The organism is Burkholderia savannae, from assembly GCF_001524445.2.
In the GTDB taxonomy this organism is placed as follows: Bacteria; Pseudomonadota; Gammaproteobacteria; order Burkholderiales; family Burkholderiaceae; genus Burkholderia; species Burkholderia savannae.
Genome location: NZ_CP013418.1, coordinates 115,930 through 134,407, shown reverse-complemented (window position 1 = coordinate 134,407; position 18,478 = coordinate 115,930). Strand labels below are relative to the sequence as shown.

The 18,478-nt window shown below is 67.7% G+C and carries 14 protein-coding genes; 3 read left to right on the top strand and 11 right to left on the bottom strand.

Features of this window, described 5'->3' with window-relative positions:
* Nucleotides 1-480: 480 nt before the first annotated feature.
* Genes WS78_RS21375 through WS78_RS21365 form a run of 3 tightly spaced genes read right to left on the bottom strand, consistent with a single transcriptional unit; the run spans nucleotide 481 to nucleotide 6,617 of the window.
* Complete coding sequence (locus WS78_RS21375) at nucleotides 481-2,943, bottom strand: glycosyltransferase (RefSeq protein WP_059576240.1); 2,463 nt, start codon at nucleotides 2,941-2,943, stop codon at nucleotides 481-483.
* On the bottom strand, nucleotides 2,940-4,406 hold the full coding sequence (locus WS78_RS21370; protein WP_059576243.1) for an oligosaccharide flippase family protein: 1,467 nt from the start codon (nucleotides 4,404-4,406) through the stop codon (nucleotides 2,940-2,942). Before WS78_RS21370 ends, WS78_RS21375 begins: the two co-directional genes overlap by 4 nt.
* A gap of 48 nt (nucleotides 4,407-4,454) precedes the next feature.
* Nucleotides 4,455-6,617 carry an NHL repeat-containing protein gene (locus WS78_RS21365; RefSeq protein WP_059576246.1) on the bottom strand — a complete coding sequence of 721 codons (2,163 nt, stop codon included), beginning with the start codon at nucleotides 6,615-6,617 and terminating at the stop codon, nucleotides 4,455-4,457.
* A 557-nt stretch (nucleotides 6,618-7,174) separates the two neighbouring features.
* Here WS78_RS21365 and WS78_RS21355 point away from each other — a divergent pair.
* From WS78_RS21355 to WS78_RS21345, 3 genes are read left to right on the top strand one after another with little or no spacing between them, the layout of a single operon-like run.
* A complete protein-coding gene (locus WS78_RS21355; protein ID WP_059576249.1) occupies nucleotides 7,175-8,236 on the top strand; it encodes an acyltransferase family protein in 1,062 nt (353 codons plus the stop codon).
* Between the two features lie 34 nt (nucleotides 8,237-8,270).
* Nucleotides 8,271-9,314, top strand: coding sequence for a GDP-mannose 4,6-dehydratase (gene gmd, locus WS78_RS21350; protein WP_059576252.1), 1,044 nt, complete (start codon nucleotides 8,271-8,273; stop codon nucleotides 9,312-9,314).
* Nucleotides 9,301-10,269, top strand: coding sequence for an NAD-dependent epimerase/dehydratase family protein (locus tag WS78_RS21345; RefSeq protein WP_038743565.1), 969 nt, complete (start codon nucleotides 9,301-9,303; stop codon nucleotides 10,267-10,269). The genes gmd and WS78_RS21345 overlap by 14 nt, the downstream gene beginning before the upstream one ends.
* Here the strand turns inward: WS78_RS21345 and WS78_RS21340 are convergent.
* The 8 genes from WS78_RS21340 to trpA all read right to left on the bottom strand — a co-directional run bounded on the left by WS78_RS21340 (nucleotide 10,254) and on the right by trpA (nucleotide 18,454).
* Nucleotides 10,254-10,631 carry a cupin domain-containing protein gene (locus WS78_RS21340; RefSeq protein WP_059576255.1) on the bottom strand — a complete coding sequence of 126 codons (378 nt, stop codon included), beginning with the start codon at nucleotides 10,629-10,631 and terminating at the stop codon, nucleotides 10,254-10,256. The two genes, WS78_RS21345 and WS78_RS21340, sit on opposite strands and share 16 nt — an antisense overlap.
* Nucleotides 10,632-10,865: 234 nt before the next feature.
* Nucleotides 10,866-12,137 (bottom strand): O-succinylhomoserine sulfhydrylase, encoded by a 1,272-nt coding sequence (locus tag WS78_RS21330; protein WP_186448654.1) that lies wholly within the window; start codon nucleotides 12,135-12,137, stop codon nucleotides 10,866-10,868.
* Between the two features lie 176 nt (nucleotides 12,138-12,313).
* The gene (gene purF, locus WS78_RS21325; protein WP_038743561.1) at nucleotides 12,314-13,849 is read right to left on the bottom strand and encodes an amidophosphoribosyltransferase; all 1,536 of its coding nucleotides are present in this window, start codon (nucleotides 13,847-13,849) and stop codon (nucleotides 12,314-12,316) included.
* Nucleotides 13,850-13,901: 52 nt separating this feature from the next.
* Complete coding sequence (locus WS78_RS21320) at nucleotides 13,902-14,396, bottom strand: CvpA family protein (RefSeq protein WP_059576261.1); 495 nt, start codon at nucleotides 14,394-14,396, stop codon at nucleotides 13,902-13,904.
* A 6-nt stretch (nucleotides 14,397-14,402) separates the two neighbouring features.
* Nucleotides 14,403-15,227 carry an SPOR domain-containing protein gene (locus WS78_RS21315; protein ID WP_059576264.1) on the bottom strand — a complete coding sequence of 275 codons (825 nt, stop codon included), beginning with the start codon at nucleotides 15,225-15,227 and terminating at the stop codon, nucleotides 14,403-14,405.
* 29 nt (nucleotides 15,228-15,256) lie between these two features.
* Nucleotides 15,257-16,570 carry a bifunctional tetrahydrofolate synthase/dihydrofolate synthase gene (folC, locus tag WS78_RS21310; RefSeq protein WP_038743868.1) on the bottom strand — a complete coding sequence of 438 codons (1,314 nt, stop codon included), beginning with the start codon at nucleotides 16,568-16,570 and terminating at the stop codon, nucleotides 15,257-15,259.
* 112 nt (nucleotides 16,571-16,682) lie between these two features.
* The gene (gene accD / locus WS78_RS21305; RefSeq protein ID WP_038743556.1) at nucleotides 16,683-17,555 is read right to left on the bottom strand and encodes an acetyl-CoA carboxylase, carboxyltransferase subunit beta; all 873 of its coding nucleotides are present in this window, start codon (nucleotides 17,553-17,555) and stop codon (nucleotides 16,683-16,685) included.
* Between the two features lie 83 nt (nucleotides 17,556-17,638).
* A complete protein-coding gene (trpA, locus tag WS78_RS21300; RefSeq protein ID WP_059576484.1) occupies nucleotides 17,639-18,454 on the bottom strand; it encodes a tryptophan synthase subunit alpha in 816 nt (271 codons plus the stop codon).
* Between the last annotated feature and the right edge of the window lie 24 nt (nucleotides 18,455-18,478).

The following is an 18,478-nucleotide window of genomic DNA, read 5'->3' as shown; positions in this document are numbered from 1 at the left end:
GTCAAACGGCCGCGCGAGCCCGGCGGATGCTTTGCCCGGCGACATGAACAGCCACGCAACAATCCCGGTGTCGGGACAGCGATATTGCCGATAACGACGCGATCCACGCATCTGCCCTCGATGCGACGCATGCAACGAAGTGGGATGGCGGGCGCGATGCGCGCCGGCGACATGGTTGTCCCAAACGTTCGAGCCAGCGTTTGTGCGATTCGCCTAATTTAGACCAGTCGAGCTTGGGCAAGGCCGCCGAGTCTCGACAGAGCGCGGGAACGGATCAATCGGCATTTCCACAGTCGGCACGGCGGCGTCCATTGCGCGACCACGACGACAGCGCGCGCTCGGCTCCTCATCGCATCGACGCGTGACGGCATGTGCCGGCACATGCCGACATGGCAAGCGACAAACGACAAGCGAGTCGCACAAGAGCCCGCGCCGACCCGCCCGAACCCCGCCCGACCGTCCGCTCACGGCAAACCGGTTTCACCGCCGCCGCGCAGTCTCGACGAGAATCCGCTCGACCTGCTCGACATAGGTCCGCGTACCGAAACGGCTCACCGCCGTGTCGTAACCGCTCGCGACGAGCCGCTCGCACAGCACCGCATCGGTGCGCAGCGCGGCGAGCGCATCGGCGAGCGCATGAGCGTCGCCGGGCTCGCAGAGCAGGCCGTTCACGTCGTCGTCGACGATCTCGACGACGCCGCCCGCGCGCGCCGCGACGACCGGCCGCTTCGCGAGCATTCCCTCGACGATCACGCGGCCGAACGGCTCGGGCGTGATCGACGTGTGCGCGACGACGTCGACCGCCTTCATGCACGCGGCGACGTCGCGCTGAAAGCCGAGGAAATGCACGCGCTCGCCAAGCCCGTGCAGCGCAACGAAGCCGCGCAGCTCGGCCGCGTATTCGTCCTCGCCGAACAGCGGCGCGCCGACGAGCGCGACGTGCATGTCCGGATAAAGCCGCGCCGCCTCGAGCAGCACGTGCTGCCCCTTCCAGTGCGCGAGCCGGCTGAACGAGCCGACGATCCACGCATCGGCCGGCAGGCCGAAACGCACGCGCAGCGCGGCTTGGCGCACCGGTTCCAGCGCGACGAACGGCTCGGCCGAGATCCCGTTGAAGACGACCTGCACCGCGCGGCGATCGAAGCCCGTCAGCGCGAGGAACGCCTGCGCGGACGCGTCCGAGTTCGCGATCACGCGCGTCACGCCGAGCCGCGCGCATTGCTTGATCGCGAGCCGCTGCTTCGGGCCGAAATGCGCGTCGCTGACGATGTCGCGCAAATGCCAGACGACCGGCTTGCGCGCGAGCCGCCCGGCAAGCGCGCCGACCACCATCGCGCGCTGCGTGTTCGCGTAGATCACGTCGAACTCGCGCGCGCGGCGCGCCACCTCGCGCACGAGCGCGAGCAGGCTGCCCGCCGCGCGCAGCGACACGCCGCCCTGCTTGTGCACGCCCGCTAGCGCGCGCTGCCCGACGACGTCGACATGCACGCCCGCTTCGTCGAGCGCCGCGCGAAACGGGCCGTCGTCGAACAGCACGACGTCGGCCGAATCGCGCAGATGCTTCATGATCTCGAGCAGCGACAGCTCGGCGCCGCCCAGCACGCCGCTCTGGTCGAGCACGAGCGTCTTCAGGCCGCTCGCCGCGAGCGCCGCGCGGCCGCTCGGCCGCGTCGCGTCCGCGCGCTTCGCGCGCGCCTGCGCGTTCGGCAGGAGCGCATCGATCTGCGCGACGAAGCGCCGGCGGAAATGCGCGGCGGAGAACCGCTCGGCGTTCGCGCGACAGTCCTCCGGCGTGAAACGGCCCGGCGCACGCTCGAAATCGTCGACCGCTTCGACGATCGCGCGCACGCTCTGCTCGTCGAAGAACACGCCGGTCGGCCGTTCGTGCGACGCCGCGTCGCGCACCGTCTCGAGCGCGCCGCCCTTGCCGAACGCGATGACGGGCGTGCCGCACGCCTGCGCCTCGACGACCGAGATCCCGAAATCCTCCTCGGCCGCGAACACGAACCCTTTCGCGCGGCGCATCCGGTCCTGCAGCACCGAGAACGGCTGATAGCCCATGATTTCGACGTTCGGCGCGGCCTTCGCGCGGATCTTGCGCATGTCGGGGCCGTCGCCGATCACGACGAGCCGCCGCTCGGGCATCTGCGCGAACGCGTCGACGATCAGATCGATTTTCTTGTACGGCACCATCCGCGACGCGGTCAGATAGAAGTCTTCCTTGTGCGTCGACAGCGTGAACGCGTCCACGTCGACGGGCGGAAACACGACCGCCGCGTCGCGCTGATAGACCTTGTGGATGCGCCGCGCGATGAACGCCGAGTTCGCGACGAAGCGGTCGACCGAATTCGACGTGCGCACGTCCCAGTTGCGGATGTAATGCAGGATCAGCCGCGCGAGCGCCGATTTGACCCCGCGCGTCAACTGCGATTGTTCGAGGTACTGATGCTGCAGGTCCCACGCATAGCGGATCGGCGAATGCACGTAGCTCACGTGCACCTGGTCCGGCCCGGTGAGAATGCCCTTCGCGACCGCATGGCTGCTCGAAATGACGAGATCGTAAGCGGACACGTCGAGCTGCTCGATCGCGAGCGGCATCAGCGGCAGGTAGCTGCGGTACTTGGTGCGCGAGTACGGCAGCTTCTGGATGAACGACGTCGTGACCGGCTTGCCGCGCAGGAACGTGCGGTCGTCGAGAAAATCGACGAGGCTGAAGAGATCCGCGTCCGGAAAGCACGCGACGATCTGCTCGAGCACGCGCTCGGCGCCCGCGTAGGTGACGAGCCAGTCATGGACGATCGCGACGCGCAGCGGCCGGGCCGCATCGCGCGCACGGAGCGGGGGCGGCGGCGCATCGGCGACGCGCGCGTCGCGCGCGGCGCGCTCGACGTCCTGGAACGTCGCGGCGCGTTGCAACGGATGTTCTGCAAGATCGCGATTCATACGCTCTTCCTCGAGTTCAGGCGCACGAGCACGCTGCGCGCGAGCGCGCGCATGCCGGGCGTCATCGTGATCGACCAGCCGACGTTCAGCGCGACCGCCGCCGCGCATCCGGCGATCGCGGCGGCCAGGCCCGGCAGCGCGGGCGCGACGTACAGGCTCGCCAGCAGGAATGCGAGGTGCGCGAACATGTCGAGCGCGATCGCGCGCATCCGGATCGCGGACAGATACAGCAGCACGCCGTAATCGACGAGCGCGCGCGCCGCGACGACGACGGCCGCGCCGATCAGCCCGAAATGATGGATGCCGACCCACAGCGCGCCGACGAAGAACGGCATCTGCGCGAGGCCCGCGGCCGCCGCGCGCGCCGGGTTGACCTGCGACTGGATCAGGATGCGCGTGACGCTCGCCTGGCCGACGAGCCACACGCTGATCACGAGCACGCGCCCGACGGGCGCCGACAGCTCCGCGAGATCCCTGCCGACCCACAGCGCGAGAAACGGCCCGAGCGCGAAGATCGCGGCGATCGCGATCGGCGTGAACACGCCGTTCAGGAATTCGAGCGACTGCTTGACGAGCGTGTCCGCGTGATCGCGCCCGAGCGCCGACAGCCGCGGAAACAGCGTGCGCACGAGCGCGTTCGGCAGCATGTTCAGGCGCGTGACGAGGTTCTGCGGCACCGTGTAATACGTGACGTACTTCGCGCCGAGCCCGGCGCCGAGCATCACGCGGTCGAGCGTGTCGGCGATCATGCTCGTCGTGCTCGCGATCAGCATCCAGCCGCCGAAATTGAAGAGCCCTTTCGCGGTGCCGAGCTGCGGCGGCTCGATCCTGCGGATGCCGAGCACCTTCATGCTCGCCGCGCCGAGCATCACGGCGGCGATCAAGCGCGCGCCGACGGCCGCCGCGAGCACGACCTGCAGCGTCGGCGCGACGAGCCACGCGGCGAAGAGCGGCATCAGCTGGAACAGGAACGTGCCGATCGTCTGGTTCGTGTTGAACACGCCGAAACGCTCGGCGCCGTTGATCGCGCCCGCGAACACCCACGACACGTTCGCGAGCGGAATCGCGAGCGCGAGCCACGGCAGCGCGAGATACACCTCGTGCTGCAGTTCGACCGATACTTTCGTGAAGTACGCGGTGTACAGGAACGCGCCGAAGTAGATCAGAAGGCCGCCCGCGATCCCGGTCGCGAGATTGAGCCAGAACGCGCTCCAGAACACGCGCGCGCTCTCTTTCGCGTCGCCGCTCGCGAGCGCCTTCGAGATGTGGTTCTGCGCGGCCATGCTCATGCCGAGATCGAGGATTCCGAAATAGCCGATCAGCGTCCACACGAGGCTCACGACGCCGTAGCGCTCGACGCCGAGCGCCTTGATGTACGCGGGCACCGTCACGAGCGACACGAAAGTCGGCAGGATCAATCCGAAGAAATTGATCGCGACGTTCTTCAGAATGCCTTTATCCATGGCCGCGCCGCCCCGCTGCGTTCGCGGCCGCTTTCGCCGCTGCGCCGATCATTGCGGCCTCCATCGATACATCATCACCTTGCCGCGCGCGTCCTCCTCGACGAAGATCAGGTATTCGCCGTTCTCGCGCCGGTATGCGCTGATGCCGAACGGCACGTCGACCCAGCCGGACGCGCGCCCCACTTCCGGCCCCGGCTTGATCACGCCGAGTTCGCGGCCGCTGTCCTTGTCGTACACGTGCACGGTGCCGACCGGCTCGACGCCGAACAGATAGCGCCCCTCGAGCGTCAGCCCGATCAGCGTGAAGATCGGCTTCGCGTCGAGCTGCCACGGCAGCGAAACCTGGTAGCGCACGACGGGCGTGCCGCTCGACCACTTGTCGAAGCGCACGAGCACGCGCCCCATCTCCTTCGACAGGCCGCCCACGCGCGGCGCGTCGGCCGTGTAGCCGGTCACGTACAGCGTGTCGCTCGACGCGTCGTACAGCGCGCGGCGCAGCTCGGTAAACGGCGCGGGCGTCGGATACGTCGTCAGCTTGTCGTACGAGTAGATCGGGTTGCCGGCCTTGTCGAGCCCGCCGAAACGAAAGCGCCGGATGCCGCGCGTGTCGCTCGTGCGCCAGATGTCGCCGCTCGTGTCGACCCACCAGCCCCAGCCGCCCGCCATGCCCTTGCCGGTCGTGTTCAGCTCGAATTCGCCTTCGTCGAAGCGGCCGTTGCCGTTCGCGTCGCGCCAGATCCAGTCGCCGCCCGACGGCCGGTTCGGCACCTTGTCGACGGGCCGCGCGCGCCCGGCGAGCAGCCCCGACGGAATCGCGGTCTCGCCGTCGCGCTTCGCATCGAAGCGGTAGATCTTCAGATGATCCGCGTACATGTCGGTCAGATAGAGGAACGTGCGGCCGGCGACCTTGCGCGCGAACGGCATGCCGGGCCATTGATCGGTGTTGAACACCGGATCGTCCGGATACTTGAAGCGGTTCGACAGGAATCCCGCATATTTCCATTCCTTGCCGACGGGCTTCGACAGATCGAGCTCGAAGCGCTTGTTGCCGGTGTAGACGCTGTTCGGGCGGCCCGGATCGATCCACGCGCCGTCGACGAACAACAGGCCCTGCACCTGCCAGCGCAGCCGGCCGTCGGGCGCGTAGCTCTCGAGCGTGCTGCCGAGCCCCGCGCCGATCGTGCCGTGGCGCGGGCCGATGCCGTTCGTCGCGACGTAGACGTTGCCCGCGCGATCCACGCCGACGCCCGTCAGCCCGTTGAAGCGCTGCGGCCCCGGCCGTCCCGCGTAGCCCGAGAAGATGCCGCCGCGCTCGCCGAGCGTGCCGGACATCGCATAGCCGCCGTCGGCGGGTTTCGAGAAGATCAGGATCTGCTGGCGCGGGCCGTTGTCGGCGATCAGCACGCGGCCCTTCGCGTCGGCCGCGACGTCCACGGCGTCGGTGCCCGGCGGCAGCTCGGGCGCGTCGTCGATCGCGCGGCCGTCGGGGCGCACGTGCGCGAGCTTCGCTGGGCCGTTCACCGTGTCGGTCAGCAGCCACAGCGTGCCGTCGCCCGCGAGCGCGATCCGGCCCGGCTCGTGCGCGCTCCACGAGCCTTTTTTCTGCATCGTCTGCGCGTCGTACACGCCGACGGTGTCGTGCAGCGGATCGGTCGCGTACAGCACGCTGTCGTTCGCGGCAAGCCCCGCGACTTCCGCGCGCGTGTCGGTCGGCACGTCGTTGACCATCAGGAAGCTCGCCGCGAGCTTCGCGCGCGCATCGCCCGCCTTCGCGCTGCGAAACGGCGCGGCCTGCTTCACGTCGCCGATCTCGCGGCGCGAGATCCCGTACCACTGCCGGCCCTTGTCCGGCCAGATGCCCGGCGAGACGAGCCGCCCTTTCTCGTTGCCGACCGCGATCGCCACGTACGCATAGCGGCCGTTGACCGCGATCGCGCTGCCGCCCGCGTTGCCCCAGCCGTGCGTGCCGCCCGCGAAGCCGAGCATCTTGCCGTCCTGATAGACGCTCGCCTCCGCGCCGCTCTCGTCCCATGGCGCGTTCGTGTACACCTTGCCGTCGGGCGTGACCGCGATCGCGCGAATGTCGATCTGCGTCCACGTGCCGTCGCCGTAACCATAGGTATTGCCGATCCACGACGTCGTCGCGGGCAGCACGTTCTCCGCGTGCGCGGCGCCCGCGAACGCCGCCGCCGCGCACGCCGCCACTCCCATTAGCATCAAACGTCGCAAAACGCCTCTCCCTTCGACCGTGACGAAACGCCGGCGCGCGTCCGGCGCAAATGCGAGCCAAACGCGCGAAACGCTCGTGCGTTTGCGACGCATGCACGCATCGCAAAATAGGTTTCAAACGATGCGAAGCAGGTTACAAGCAAAAATATTCACAAGAAATTTGGAAATATTTGCGGATATTTCGATGTGCAATCGCGTATCGAATGATCGTTTCTAGCCGTTTCATGCGGCCCTGCGCCGGCAGGAACGACCGGCGGCCCGCGCCGGCCGCGTAGGAAATGCCGCACTGCGATGTGCGCACGATAAAAAAGATCGGAATCGAATTTCATGCCGCGTTCGCCGCTCACGCGGCCGACCCGGTCGCCGCGCCGTATCGGAGAAAGTCGAACGAATCTCGGCGCGTTTTTTTGCCGATTTCTTTTCCCTAGAATCGATTTCAGTTCGATCTTTCATTTATTTCAGCGGATGCACGACGATCCGAGCGACGAAAGCGCCGCGCGCGGCCCGCATCGAATCGTCGTCGTCCGCCCCCACGCCCGATGACGACTCGCGATACGCTCGTTGCCCCGCCCGCCCACGCCGGCCGCATCGTCCAGCTCGACGGCCTGCGTGCGTTCGCCGTGCTCGCCGTGTTCTTCCAGCATGCGCTCAAGGCGCCGCTCTGGATCGGCGTCGATCTCTTCTTCGTGCTGAGCGGCCTGCTCATCACCGGCATCCTGCTCGAGCGCAAGGCGCGCGGCGAATCGTACTTCGGCTACTTCTACGCGCGCCGCGTGCGCCGCATCCTGCCGCCGTATCTGCTGCTGCTCGTCGTGTCGTCGCTGCTGTTCGGCGTCGAGTGGGCCAGGCACTGGCCTTGGTATGCGTTCTTCTCGACGAACATCGGCCTGTCGCTCGGCGGCATCGGGCACGAAAGCCTGAACGTGCTGTGGTCGCTCGCCGTCGAGGAGCAGTTCTACATCTTCTGGCCGTTCGTCGTGCTGCTCGTTCCCGAGCGCGCGCTCGCGTGGGTCGCGGCCGCGCTGATCGCCGCCGCGCCGCTTTTGCGCGCGATCGCGACGCCGTGGTTCGATTCGTTCTGGCCGATCTACTACCTGACGCCGTTCCGGATGGATCTGCTCGCCGCGGGCGCGCTCATCGCCGTCGTGCTGCGCCGCGACCGCCGCGCGCTCGAGCCGTACTACGGCGCGGCGATCGCCGCCGCCTGCGCGGCGCTCGCCGTGCTCGCGTGGCTGCATCTGTCGTATCCGCGCTTTCGCGCGGCGAACACGCCGCTTTCCAATGCGACGCTCTACAGCATCTCGCTCGTGCTCTGCACGTCGATCGTCGTGATCGCGCTGCGCGGCCGCGGCCTCGTGCAGCGCGTGCTGACGAATCCGGCGCTCGTCTATGTCGGCACGGTCAGCTACACGATCTATCTGGTCCACCTGAGCGTGCTGTACGCGCTCTGGCCGCTGCATCTGAACCGCTACCTGACGGCGGCGCTCGCGTTCGGCATCACGCTCGCGTACGCGAGCGCGAGCTGGTACGGCTTCGAGCGGCGCCTGACGCGCGGCGCGCCCCGGCTGGCGCTCGCGGGCGCCGCGCGCGCGTCCGCATGATCCGATTCCCCCATCGTTCGATTAGGAAACCGCAATGACCCAAGCACGCAAGGCGATCATCACCGGGATAACGGGCCAGGACGGCGCTTATCTGACGAAGCTCCTGCTCGACAAGGGCTACGAAGTCGTCGGCACGTATCGCCGCACGAGCTCGGTCAACTTCTGGCGCATCGCCGAACTGGGCGTCGACAAGCATCCGAACCTGACGCTCGTCGAGCACGATCTAACCGATCTCGGTTCGAGCCTGCGCCTCATCGAACGGACCCGGCCGGGCGAGCTGTACAACCTCGCCGCGCAGAGCTTCGTCGGCGTGTCGTTCGACCAACCGACGACGACGGCCGACGTCACGGGCCTCGGCGCGCTGAACCTGCTCGAGGCGATTCGCATCGTGAACCCGAAGACGCGCTATTACCAGGCGTCGACGTCGGAGATGTTCGGCAAGGTGCAGGCGATTCCGCAGACCGAGAGCACGCCGTTCTATCCGCGCAGCCCGTACGGCGTCGCGAAGCTGTTCGCGCACTGGACGACGGTCAATTACCGCGAGTCGTACGGCATCTTCGGCTCGAGCGGCATCCTGTTCAATCACGAGTCGCCGCTGCGCGGCCGCGAGTTCGTCACGCGCAAGATCACCGACACCGTCGCGAAGATCAAGCTCGGCAAGGCGAGCCGGCTCGAGCTCGGCAACATGGACGCAAAGCGCGATTGGGGCTTCGCGCTCGAATACGTGGAAGGAATGTGGCGAATGCTACAGGTGGACGAGCCCGACACCTACGTGCTCGCGACGAACCGCACCGAGACGGTGCGCGATTTCGTGCGGATGGCGTTCGCGGCGGCGGGCTATCAACTCGAATGGAGCGGCAAGGCCGAGGACGAGCGCGGAATCGACACCGCGACGGGCAACGTGCTCGTGTCGGTGAATCCGAAGTTCTACCGCCCCGCCGAAGTCGATCTGCTGATCGGCTGTGCGGACAAGGCGAAGGAAAAGCTCGGCTGGACGCCGCAGACGACGCTCGAAGCGCTGTGCCGTATGATGGTCGAGGCCGACATCACGCGCAACAGTCACCATGAAACCTTCTGAACCCGGCGCGCGTCGCGCGCTCGTCACCGGCATCGCAGGCTTCACCGGGCGCCATCTCGCCGCACGCCTCGAAGCGGACGGCTACGACGTGTGGGGCACGGTCGCCCCCAACACCGACGTGCTCGGCGATCCGCTGCTGCGGCGCTGGCGATGCGTGAAGGCGGATCTGCTCGACGTCGACTCGCTGCACGCGGCGGTCGCCGATGCCCGGCCGCACGCGGTCGTGCATCTCGCGGCGCGCGCGCATGTCGCGCACGGCAATCCGCAGGATACGTACCTCGTCAACGTGGTTGGCACGCGCAACCTGCTCGCGTCGCTCGAGGGCCTCGACACGCGCCCGAACGCGGTGCTGCTCGCAAGCAGCGCGAACGTCTACGGCAATGCGCCGACCGAAGTGCTCGATGAAACGACGCCGCCGTCGCCGGCGAACGACTACGCGGTCAGCAAGCTCGCGATGGAATACATGGCGAGGCTCTGGTTCGACCGCCTGCCGATCGTGATCGCGCGACCGTTCAACTACACGGGCGTCGGCCAGAGCGACGCGTATCTGCTGCCGAAGCTCGTCGCGCACTACGCGCGCGGCGAGTCGCGCATCTCGCTGGGCAATCTCGACGTGAGCCGCGATTTCTCCGACGTGCGCGACATCGTCGACGCGTACGCGCGGCTCATCGACGCCGCGCCGGCGGGCGAGACGTTCAACGTATGCGCGGAGCGCGGCTATGCGTTGAAAGAGGTGCTGGCGATGCTCGCGCGTATCGCAGGCTACGTGATCGCCGTCAGCGTCGATCCGCGCTTCGTGCGCGCGAACGAAGTGAAGAAGCTGGTCGGTTCGCGGCAGAAGCTGCGCGGCGCGATCGGCGACACGCACCGCACGCCGCTCGACGAAACGCTGCGATGGATGTACGACGACATGCGCTCGACAATCGTCGCGCGCGAGGGTCAGCCGGCCAGCTGAGCGTCGATGCTCTTCGCGAGCGGCCGCGGCGTGTCGCCCGTGTGCAGCGTCGCGACGGTCTCGATCAGCGCGATCCCGCACGCTTCCCCGGCGACCGGGTTGTGCATCGTGTGCTTCGGCACGATGCAGAAGTCGCCCGCGTTCAGCACGACGTCGCGATCCTCGAATCGAATGCGCAAGCTGCCGTAGACGACGTGGAACATCTCGTCCTCGTCGGCGTGCTTGTGCCATGTGAATTCGCCCTTCAGCTTCGCGACCTTCACGTACTGATCGTTCACGCGCCCGACGACGCGCGGCGACCAGTATTCGGCCACGTCGCGCAACGCCGCTTCGAAATTGATGCCGATGCCGGCCTGAAACATGGGGACGCTTCTGGTTCGATGCATTCGAACGGCCAGCTTAGCAGTTGGCGCGAACGCGCCGAAGGCGGCGCGTCGCGGCCCGGTGCGGTGTGTCGCGGCTCGCTCCCACGCGTCGCGCGGCACCGCGCGAAGCGAAGCAAGGCGAAACAAAGCGAAGCGATGCGAAGCAAGGCGATGCGGCTCGACGCGCGCGCCACGCGCCATGCATGCGTGCGCGCCGCAAGATTTTCAGCGTCAGCCCTCGAGCCCCCGCGCGAGATCGTCGCGAATGTCCGCCGGGTCCTCCAGCCCGACCGCAAGCCGGATCAGCCCCTCGGTGATCCCCGCCGCCTCGCGCGCCTGAGGCGTGATGCGGCTGTGCGTCGTCGTCGCCGGATGCGTGATCGTCGTGCGCGTGTCGCCGAGATTCGCGGTGATCGACACGATCTTCGTGCCGTCGATCACGCGCCATGCGTTCGCGCGCTGCTGCTCGGGCGTGTCGCCCTTCAGCTCGAACGACACGACCGAGCCGCCCGACTTCTGCTGGCGCTTCGCGAGCGCGTATTGCGGATGCGATTCGAGCCCCGGATAGAACACGCGCTTGACGGCCGGATGCGCCTCGAGCCAGCGGGCGATCTCGAGCGCGTTCTCCGATTGCCGGTTCACGCGCAGCGACAGCGTCTCCATGCCCTTGAGCAGCACCCACGCGTTGAACGCGGACAGCGTCGGCCCCGCGGTGCGCACGAACGGGAACACCTTCTCCATGATGAACGCCTTCGAGCCGACGAGCGCGCCGCCGAGCACGCGGCCCTGGCCGTCGAGGAACTTGGTCGCCGAGTGCATCACGACGTCCGCGCCGAGCTTGAGCGGCTGCTGCAGCACCGGGCTGCAGAAACAGTTGTCGACGACGAACAGCGCGTTCGCCGCCTTCGCGATCTTGCCGATCGCCTCGATGTCGGCGAGCTCGGTCATCGGGTTCGACGGCGTCTCGAGGAAGAACATCTTCGTCTCGGGGCGCACGGCGGCGCGCCATGCGTCGAGATCGGCCGGATCGACGAACGTCGTCTCGATGCCGAACTTCGCGAAGATCTGCCCGAACAGCCCGAGCGTCGAGCCGAACAGGCTGCGCGAGCTGACGAGGTGGTCGCCCGCCTGCAACGCGGCCATCACGACCGACGTGATCGCCGCCATCCCGGACGCGGTCGCGATGCACGCCTCGCCGCCCTCGAGCGCCGCGAGGCGATCCTGGAACATCGTGACGGTCGGGTTCGTGAAGCGCGAGTACGTGTAATAGTCTTCCGAATGCTTGAAGCGCTCGGCCGCCTCGGCCGCGCTCGCGTAGCAGAAGCTCGACGTCAGGAAGAGCGCTTCCGAATGTTCGTTGAATTCGCTGCGCAGCGTGCCCGAGCGCACGGCGAGCGTGTCGAAGTTGAGAGAATCGTCCATGTTCCGTTCATCCGTTTTCAAGCGCATCGCCGCCGTGCGCGCCGCGCGGCGAATGCGCAGACCAACAAAAAGCCCGCTCATGCGTCGGCATCAGCGGGCTTAGTGTGCGGTACGAACAGCTATCGACTCGGGCCGGCGTGGCGCTGCTCACCGGCCTTCGCTTTAGCTGTTTTGGGTTGCCCCGCGTCCGCAAGCTGAAATCAAATCGACGCAAGGCCTCATCGTATCACGCCTTTTCGGTCATGTGCGCGGGGCGCTCACTCGACCGACAGCTGCAGGTTCATCTGCGAGCGCTCGGCGCCTTCGCCGTTCGAATCGCGATCGGCCTGCGACGCGGGCGCGAGACGCGCGCGCTCGATCGCGTCGAGATACTCGGGCGTGACGTCGCCCGTGATGTACTCGCCGTCGAAGCACGACGCCTCGAAGCGCTCGAGCGACGGATTGATGTCGCGCACCGCGCGGCGCAGATCGTCGACGTCCTGATAGATCAGGTAATCCGCGCCGATGATCTTCGCGACTTCCTCGTCGGTGCGGCCGTGCGCGACGAGCTCGCCGCGCGTCGGCATGTCGATGCCGTAGACGTTCGGGAACTTCACGGGCGGCGCCGCCGACGCGAAGATCACCGACTTCGCGCCCGCGTCGCGCGCCATCTGCACGATCTCGTGCGACGTGGTGCCGCGCACGATCGAATCGTCGACGATCAGCACGTGCTTGTCCTTGAACTCGATGCTCATCGCGTTGAGCTTCTGGCGCACCGACTTCTTGCGCACCGCCTGGCCCGGCATGATGAACGTGCGGCCGACGTAGCGGTTCTTGAAGAAGCCTTCGCGGTACTCGACGCCGAGCTTCGCCGCCACCTGCATCGCCGCCGGCCGCGACGAATCGGGAATCGGCATCACGACGTCGATCGGCACGTTCGGCAGCTCGCGCTTGACCTTCTCGGCGAGGTAGTCGCCCATGCGCAGGCGGACGTTGTACACAGGCACGCCGTCGAGGCACGAATCCGGACGCGCGAGGTACACGTACTCGAACATGCACGGGTTCAGGCTCGGCTTGTCCGCGCACTGGCGGCTGTGGAACTTGCCGTTCACGTCGATGAAGACCGCCTCGCCCGGCTGCACATCGCGAACGAACTCGAAGCCGATGCCCTCCACCGCGACCGATTCCGACGCGACGATCCACTCGGTGCCCTGCTCGGTCTCGAGCTTGCCGATGCAAAGCGGGCGGATGCCGAACGGATCGCGGAACGCGAGCAGGCCGCAGCCCGCGATCAGCGACACGATCGCGTACGAGCCGTGCGCGCGGCGGTGCACGCCCGCGACCGCCTTGAACAGCGAATCCGGATCGAGCTCGAGGCCCGTCGTCGACAGTTGCAGCTCGTGCGCGAGCACGTTCAGCAGCACTTCGCTGTCGGAATTCGTGTTGATGTGGCGGCGGTCAATCCGGAACATCTCGTCCTTCAACTGTTGCCAGTTCGTCAGATTGCCGTTGTGCGCGAGGATGATGCCGAACGGCGCGTTCACGTAGAACGGTTGCGCTTCGGCTTCGCTCGACGCGGAGCCCGCCGTCGGATAACGGACCTGACCGATCCCGGCCGTGCCGGGCAGGCTGCGCATGTTGCGCGTGCGGAACACGTCGCGCACCATGCCGTTCGCCTTGTACATGTGGAAATTGCTGCCGTCCGCCGTCGCGATGCCCGCCGCGTCCTGACCGCGGTGCTGCAGCAGCAGCAGGCTGTCATAGACGAGCTGGTTGACCGGAGACTGGGAGATAACGCCTACGATGCCGCACATGGCATGTCCTTCAACGATACAAAAAACGGTTCGGTCGGTGCGCTCGCGCGGATCAGACGTGAATGTACGCAGCGAGCCCGTCGGGCAAGAGCGGCTTCAGCTCGCGCACGCCCTGTTCGGCGAACGGACGCAACAACGCGTCGCGCCAGAAATCCTGTTTCGGCAGCTCGGTCAAGCCGGCCCCGGCGACGAGCAGCAGCACGAGCAGCACGCCGCGCACGAGGCCGAACATCATGCCGAGCGACCGGTCGACGCCGCCCAGGCCCGTCGCCTGCGCGATCCGCGACAGCAACGCGTTCGCGACGCCCGCGACGAGCACGACGCCGATGACGATCAACGCGAACGCGACGACCCACTGGGTCAACGCGCCGCCCGGCCAAGTCGCCGGAATGTAGGGCAGCACGACGCCGACGAATCGGCACGCGATCAAAAATGCGGCGATCCAGCCGATCAGGCCGAAGATCTCGCCGACGAAGCCGCGCCACGCGCCGCGCATCGCCGACAGACCGATCACCAGCAGGACGGCGTAATCGAAAGCGGTCAGCATCGCCCTTTACTGCGTGAGGCCCGCTTCGCGCACCTTCGCGATCGCGGAGGAGGCGGCCGCGCGATCGGCGAACGGCCCCGCGCGCAACAGTGTAGCCGTACTGCCGTCGGCCTGCTTGCGATGCTCGACATAGGCGGGCACGCCCGCCGCTTTCAACTTCGCCGCCCAGTCGCGGGCGGTCGCGTCGTCGCGAAACGAGCCGAGCTGCAGCGCGAAGCGCGCGCCTGGCGGCGATGCGGGCGACGACGCGTCGCCGTCGGCCGAGGCGCGCGCCGCCGCGGCATCCTGCGACGGCTGCGCGGCCGGCTTCTGCGCGGCACTCGGCGCCTTCGCGGCGGCGGTTTGCGTGTGCTTCGCGTCCTGCGTGTGCTTCGCGTCCGTCTTCGCGGTCGCGGCGGGCGCGGGCGCCGGCGCCGGCGCGGCGGGCGCGACGCTCGCGGTCGCGGCCGTTTCGGACGCGGGCGGCTCGTCGTGCGCGACGCCCGCCTGGAGGTCCGACGCGTCTTCGTCGTTCGCGGCGGCCGCCTGGTGCGACGGACGGTTCGGAATGTCGATCTGGACGTCGTCGGTGACGGGCTTCGGATGCGAATCAAGCACCATCGGCAGCACGATCACCGCGGCGACGACGAGCGCGATCGCACCGACGAGGCGCCGGCGCGCGCGTTGTTTTTCAGGAAGGGTCGGATCGAGCAGCAGTGCGTCGGTGTCGGGCCGCTCGGTGCGGCGCGACCGGCGCTCCACGCGTTCGGTGCGCACGGTCCGGGCGCCGGACCGCGACCCGCGCCTTTGCGGCGCGTCGTCCTCTTTCTTGCCGAACGAGAAAATTCCCATGTATGGCTGAACCCGAAGCTACTCGTCAGTCAGTGGTCATGGCGGCGGTCCACGACGGGCATCACGCCCGCTACCGTGTAGAAGCTACCGAAAACCAAGATTCTATCATTGTCGGATGCGCTTTTTAGTGCATCGAGGAACGCGTCGGCCGGACTCGCGTGGCGCGTGACGCTGTGCTGCGCGCCGCTCTCGACGCCCGCGCCGCGCAGCACGCGCTCCAGCACGTCAGCCGACGCGGCGCGCGGCAACGGCAGGTCGGTCAGATGCCAGTGATCGATCGAGCCCTTCAGGCGCGCGACGATTCCGGCGAGATCCTTGTCGGCCATCGCGCCGAACACCGCGTGCGTGTACGGGTAGTAGCCCATGCTGTCGAGATTCTGCGCAAGCACCGCGGCCGCGTGCGGGTTGTGCGCGACGTCGAGCAGCACGAGCGGCTTGCCGGGCAGCACCTGGAAGCGCCCCGGCAACTCGACGTTCGCGAGCCCGAGCCGGATGTCCTGCGCGGACACGGGCAGACGCTCGCGCAGCGCCTCGAGCGCGGCGAGCGCGGCCGATGCGTTGAGCAGCTGGTTCGCGCCGCGCAGCGCCGGATACGCGAGCGCCGGATAGCGCTTGTCGCGGCCGACGTACGTCCATTGCTGGCGCTCGCTGCCCGGCTGCGTCGCGAAGCGGAAGTCGCGCCCGACGAGCCAGAGATCCGCGCCGATCGCCGCCGCGTGGTCGACGAGCGTCTGCGGCGGCGCCGGGTCGCCGCAGATCGCGGGCTTGCCGGCGCGGAAGATGCCCGCCTTCTCGAACGCGATCTTCTCGCGGGTGTCGCCGAGGTATTCGATGTGGTCGACGTCGATGCTCGTCACGATCGCGCAATCGGTGTCGATCACGTTGACCGCGTCGAGCCGGCCGCCGAGCCCGACTTCGAGGATCACCGCGTCGAGCCCGCGCGACGCGAACAGATGCATGATCGCGAGCGTCGTGAACTCGAAATACGTGAGCGACACCGGCTCCGGCAGGCTCGTGCGCGCCGCCTCGACCGCCTCGAAGTGCGGCAGCAGCTCGGCGTCCTCGACGATCCGCCCGTCGATGCGCGCGCGCTCGTTAAAGCGCAGCAGATGCGGCGACGTGTGGCAGCCGACCTTATAGCCCGCGCGCACGAGAATCGTCTCGACGAACGCGCAGGTCGAGCCCTTGCCGTTCGTGCCGCCGACGGTGACCACCGGGCACGCGAACGCGAGCTTCAGCGCGTCCTTGACCTGGCCGATGCGGGTCAGGCCCATGTCGATGCCGACGGGATGCGCGCTTTCGAGATGCGAGAGCCACGCGTCGAGAGTGGGAAAAGTGCTCATCGAATTCAACTGCGAGTCAAAGCGGCGAGTCCGGGAGAATCCGCCGAAAAAACAAACGCGCCGCTCGGCGCAAGCCGAGCGACGCGCGGTGGTGCGATCATGCGCGCGGCCGTCAAGCCAGCGCGTCGGCCGGCTGGCGCTGCAAGAGCGCGAGCAGTTGCGCGATCTCGTCGCGCATCTTGCGGCGGTCGACGATCATGTCGATCGCGCCCGTCGTCAGCAGGAACTCGGCGCGCTGGAAGCCTTCCGGCAGCTTCTCGCGCACCGTCTGCTCGATCACGCGCGGGCCCGCGAAGCCGATCAGCGCCTTCGGCTCGGCGATCACGACGTCGCCCAAGAACGCGAAGCTCGCCGACACGCCGCCCATCGTCGGATCGGTCAGCACCGAAATGAACGGCAGCTTCGCCTCGGAGAGCTTCGTCAGCATTGCGGTGGTCTTCGCCATTTGCATCAGCGACAGCAGGCTTTCCTGCATCCGCGCGCCGCCCGACGCGGTGAAGCAGATGAACGGCACCTGCTGCTCGAGCGCGTTCTGCGCGCCGCGCACGAAGCGCTCGCCGACGACCGAGCCCATCGAGCCGCCCATGAACGAGAACTCGAAGCACGCGGCGACCACGGGCAGCGTGTGGATCGCGCCGCCCATCACGACCATCGCGTCGGTCTCGCCCGTCTCGTCCATCGCTTCCTTCAGACGATCAGGATACTTGCGGCTGTCCTTGAACTTCAGCGAATCGACCGGCACGATCTCCTGGCCGATCTCGTAGCGGCCCTCCGGATCGAGCAGCGCGTCGAGGCGCTCGCGCGCGCCGATCCGCATGTGGTGATCGCACTTCGGGCACACGTGCTGATTCGCGTCGACGTCGTTACGGTACAGCACCGCTTCGCACGACGGGCACTTGACCCACAGGCCCTCGGGAATCCCCTTGCGGCTTTTCGGATCGGTCTGCTTGATCTTCGGCGGCAACAGTTTGTCGAGCCAGCTCATCGTATGGTTTCCTGTTCGGTGGCGGGCCGGGCGTTCTGCCCCCGGCCCGCGATCAGCTTGTGTTGACGTGTCCCGCGCGTCGCTTACGCGGCCGGCTCGGCCGCGCCGTCGATCGCGGCGCGCAGCTCGGCGACGAACGCCTCGAGTTCGGCGGCGGCGTTCTCCGGCGCGGCCTGCTCCAGCAACTGGACGAGGCGGCTGCCGATCACGACGGCGTCCGCCACCTCGGCCACCGCGCGCGCCGTCGCGGCGTCGCGGATGCCGAAACCGACCCCGATCGGCAGCGGCACGCGCGACTTGATGGCCGGGATTTTACCCGCAATGCTGGAAACATCCAGATTTCCGGCGCCCGTCACGCCCTTGAGCGATACATAGTAGACGTAGCCGCTCGCCACGTGGCCGACGGCGGCGATCCGGTCGTCGGTCGACGTCGGCGCGAGCAGGAAAATCGGATCGATGCCCGCCGCGCGCATCTTCGCGGCGAAATCGTGCGATTCCTCCGGAGGATAGTCGACGACGAGCACGCCGTCGACGCCCGCGTCGCGCGCGGCCGCGGCAAACGCGTCCTCGCCCATCCGCTCGATCGGATTCGCATAGCCCATCAGCACGACGGGCGTCTTCTGGTCGCGCTCGCGGAAGCGCTTCACGTCGCCGAGCACGCCGGCGAGCGTCACGCCCTTCGCGAGCGCGCGCTCGGACGAGCGCTGGATCACGGGGCCGTCCGCCATCGGGTCGGAGAACGGCACGCCGAGCTCGATCACGTCGGCGCCGCCTTCGGCGAGCGCGTGCATCAGCTCGACCGTCTTCGCCGGATCGGGATCGCCCGCGGTGATGAACGGAATCAGCCCTTTACGGCCTTGGGCGGCGAGTGCGGCGAAGGTGTTCTGAATACGGGACATGGTTTTTTCCAAATCGTACGCTAT

Excerpts from the sequence above, each read along its gene's own strand:
- WS78_RS21375 (WP_059576240.1), bottom strand. The coding sequence starts at position 2,943 with ATGAATCGCGATCTTGCAGAACATCCGTTGCAACGCGCCGCGACGTTC.
- WS78_RS21370 (WP_059576243.1), bottom strand. The coding sequence starts at position 4,406 with ATGGATAAAGGCATTCTGAAGAACGTCGCGATCAATTTCTTCGGATTG.
- WS78_RS21365 (WP_059576246.1), bottom strand. The coding sequence starts at position 6,617 with ATGGGAGTGGCGGCGTGCGCGGCGGCGGCGTTCGCGGGCGCCGCGCAC.
- WS78_RS21355 (WP_059576249.1), top strand. The coding sequence starts at position 7,175 with ATGACGACTCGCGATACGCTCGTTGCCCCGCCCGCCCACGCCGGCCGC.
- gmd (WP_059576252.1), top strand. The coding sequence starts at position 8,271 with ATGACCCAAGCACGCAAGGCGATCATCACCGGGATAACGGGCCAGGAC.
- WS78_RS21345 (WP_038743565.1), top strand. The coding sequence starts at position 9,301 with ATGAAACCTTCTGAACCCGGCGCGCGTCGCGCGCTCGTCACCGGCATC.
- WS78_RS21340 (WP_059576255.1), bottom strand. The coding sequence starts at position 10,631 with ATGTTTCAGGCCGGCATCGGCATCAATTTCGAAGCGGCGTTGCGCGAC.
- WS78_RS21330 (WP_186448654.1), bottom strand. The coding sequence starts at position 12,137 with ATGAGCGGGCTTTTTGTTGGTCTGCGCATTCGCCGCGCGGCGCGCACG.
- purF (WP_038743561.1), bottom strand. The coding sequence starts at position 13,849 with ATGTGCGGCATCGTAGGCGTTATCTCCCAGTCTCCGGTCAACCAGCTC.
- WS78_RS21320 (WP_059576261.1), bottom strand. The coding sequence starts at position 14,396 with ATGCTGACCGCTTTCGATTACGCCGTCCTGCTGGTGATCGGTCTGTCG.
- WS78_RS21315 (WP_059576264.1), bottom strand. The coding sequence starts at position 15,227 with ATGGGAATTTTCTCGTTCGGCAAGAAAGAGGACGACGCGCCGCAAAGG.
- folC (WP_038743868.1), bottom strand. The coding sequence starts at position 16,570 with ATGAGCACTTTTCCCACTCTCGACGCGTGGCTCTCGCATCTCGAAAGC.
- accD (WP_038743556.1), bottom strand. The coding sequence starts at position 17,555 with ATGAGCTGGCTCGACAAACTGTTGCCGCCGAAGATCAAGCAGACCGAT.
- trpA (WP_059576484.1), bottom strand. The coding sequence starts at position 18,454 with ATGTCCCGTATTCAGAACACCTTCGCCGCACTCGCCGCCCAAGGCCGT.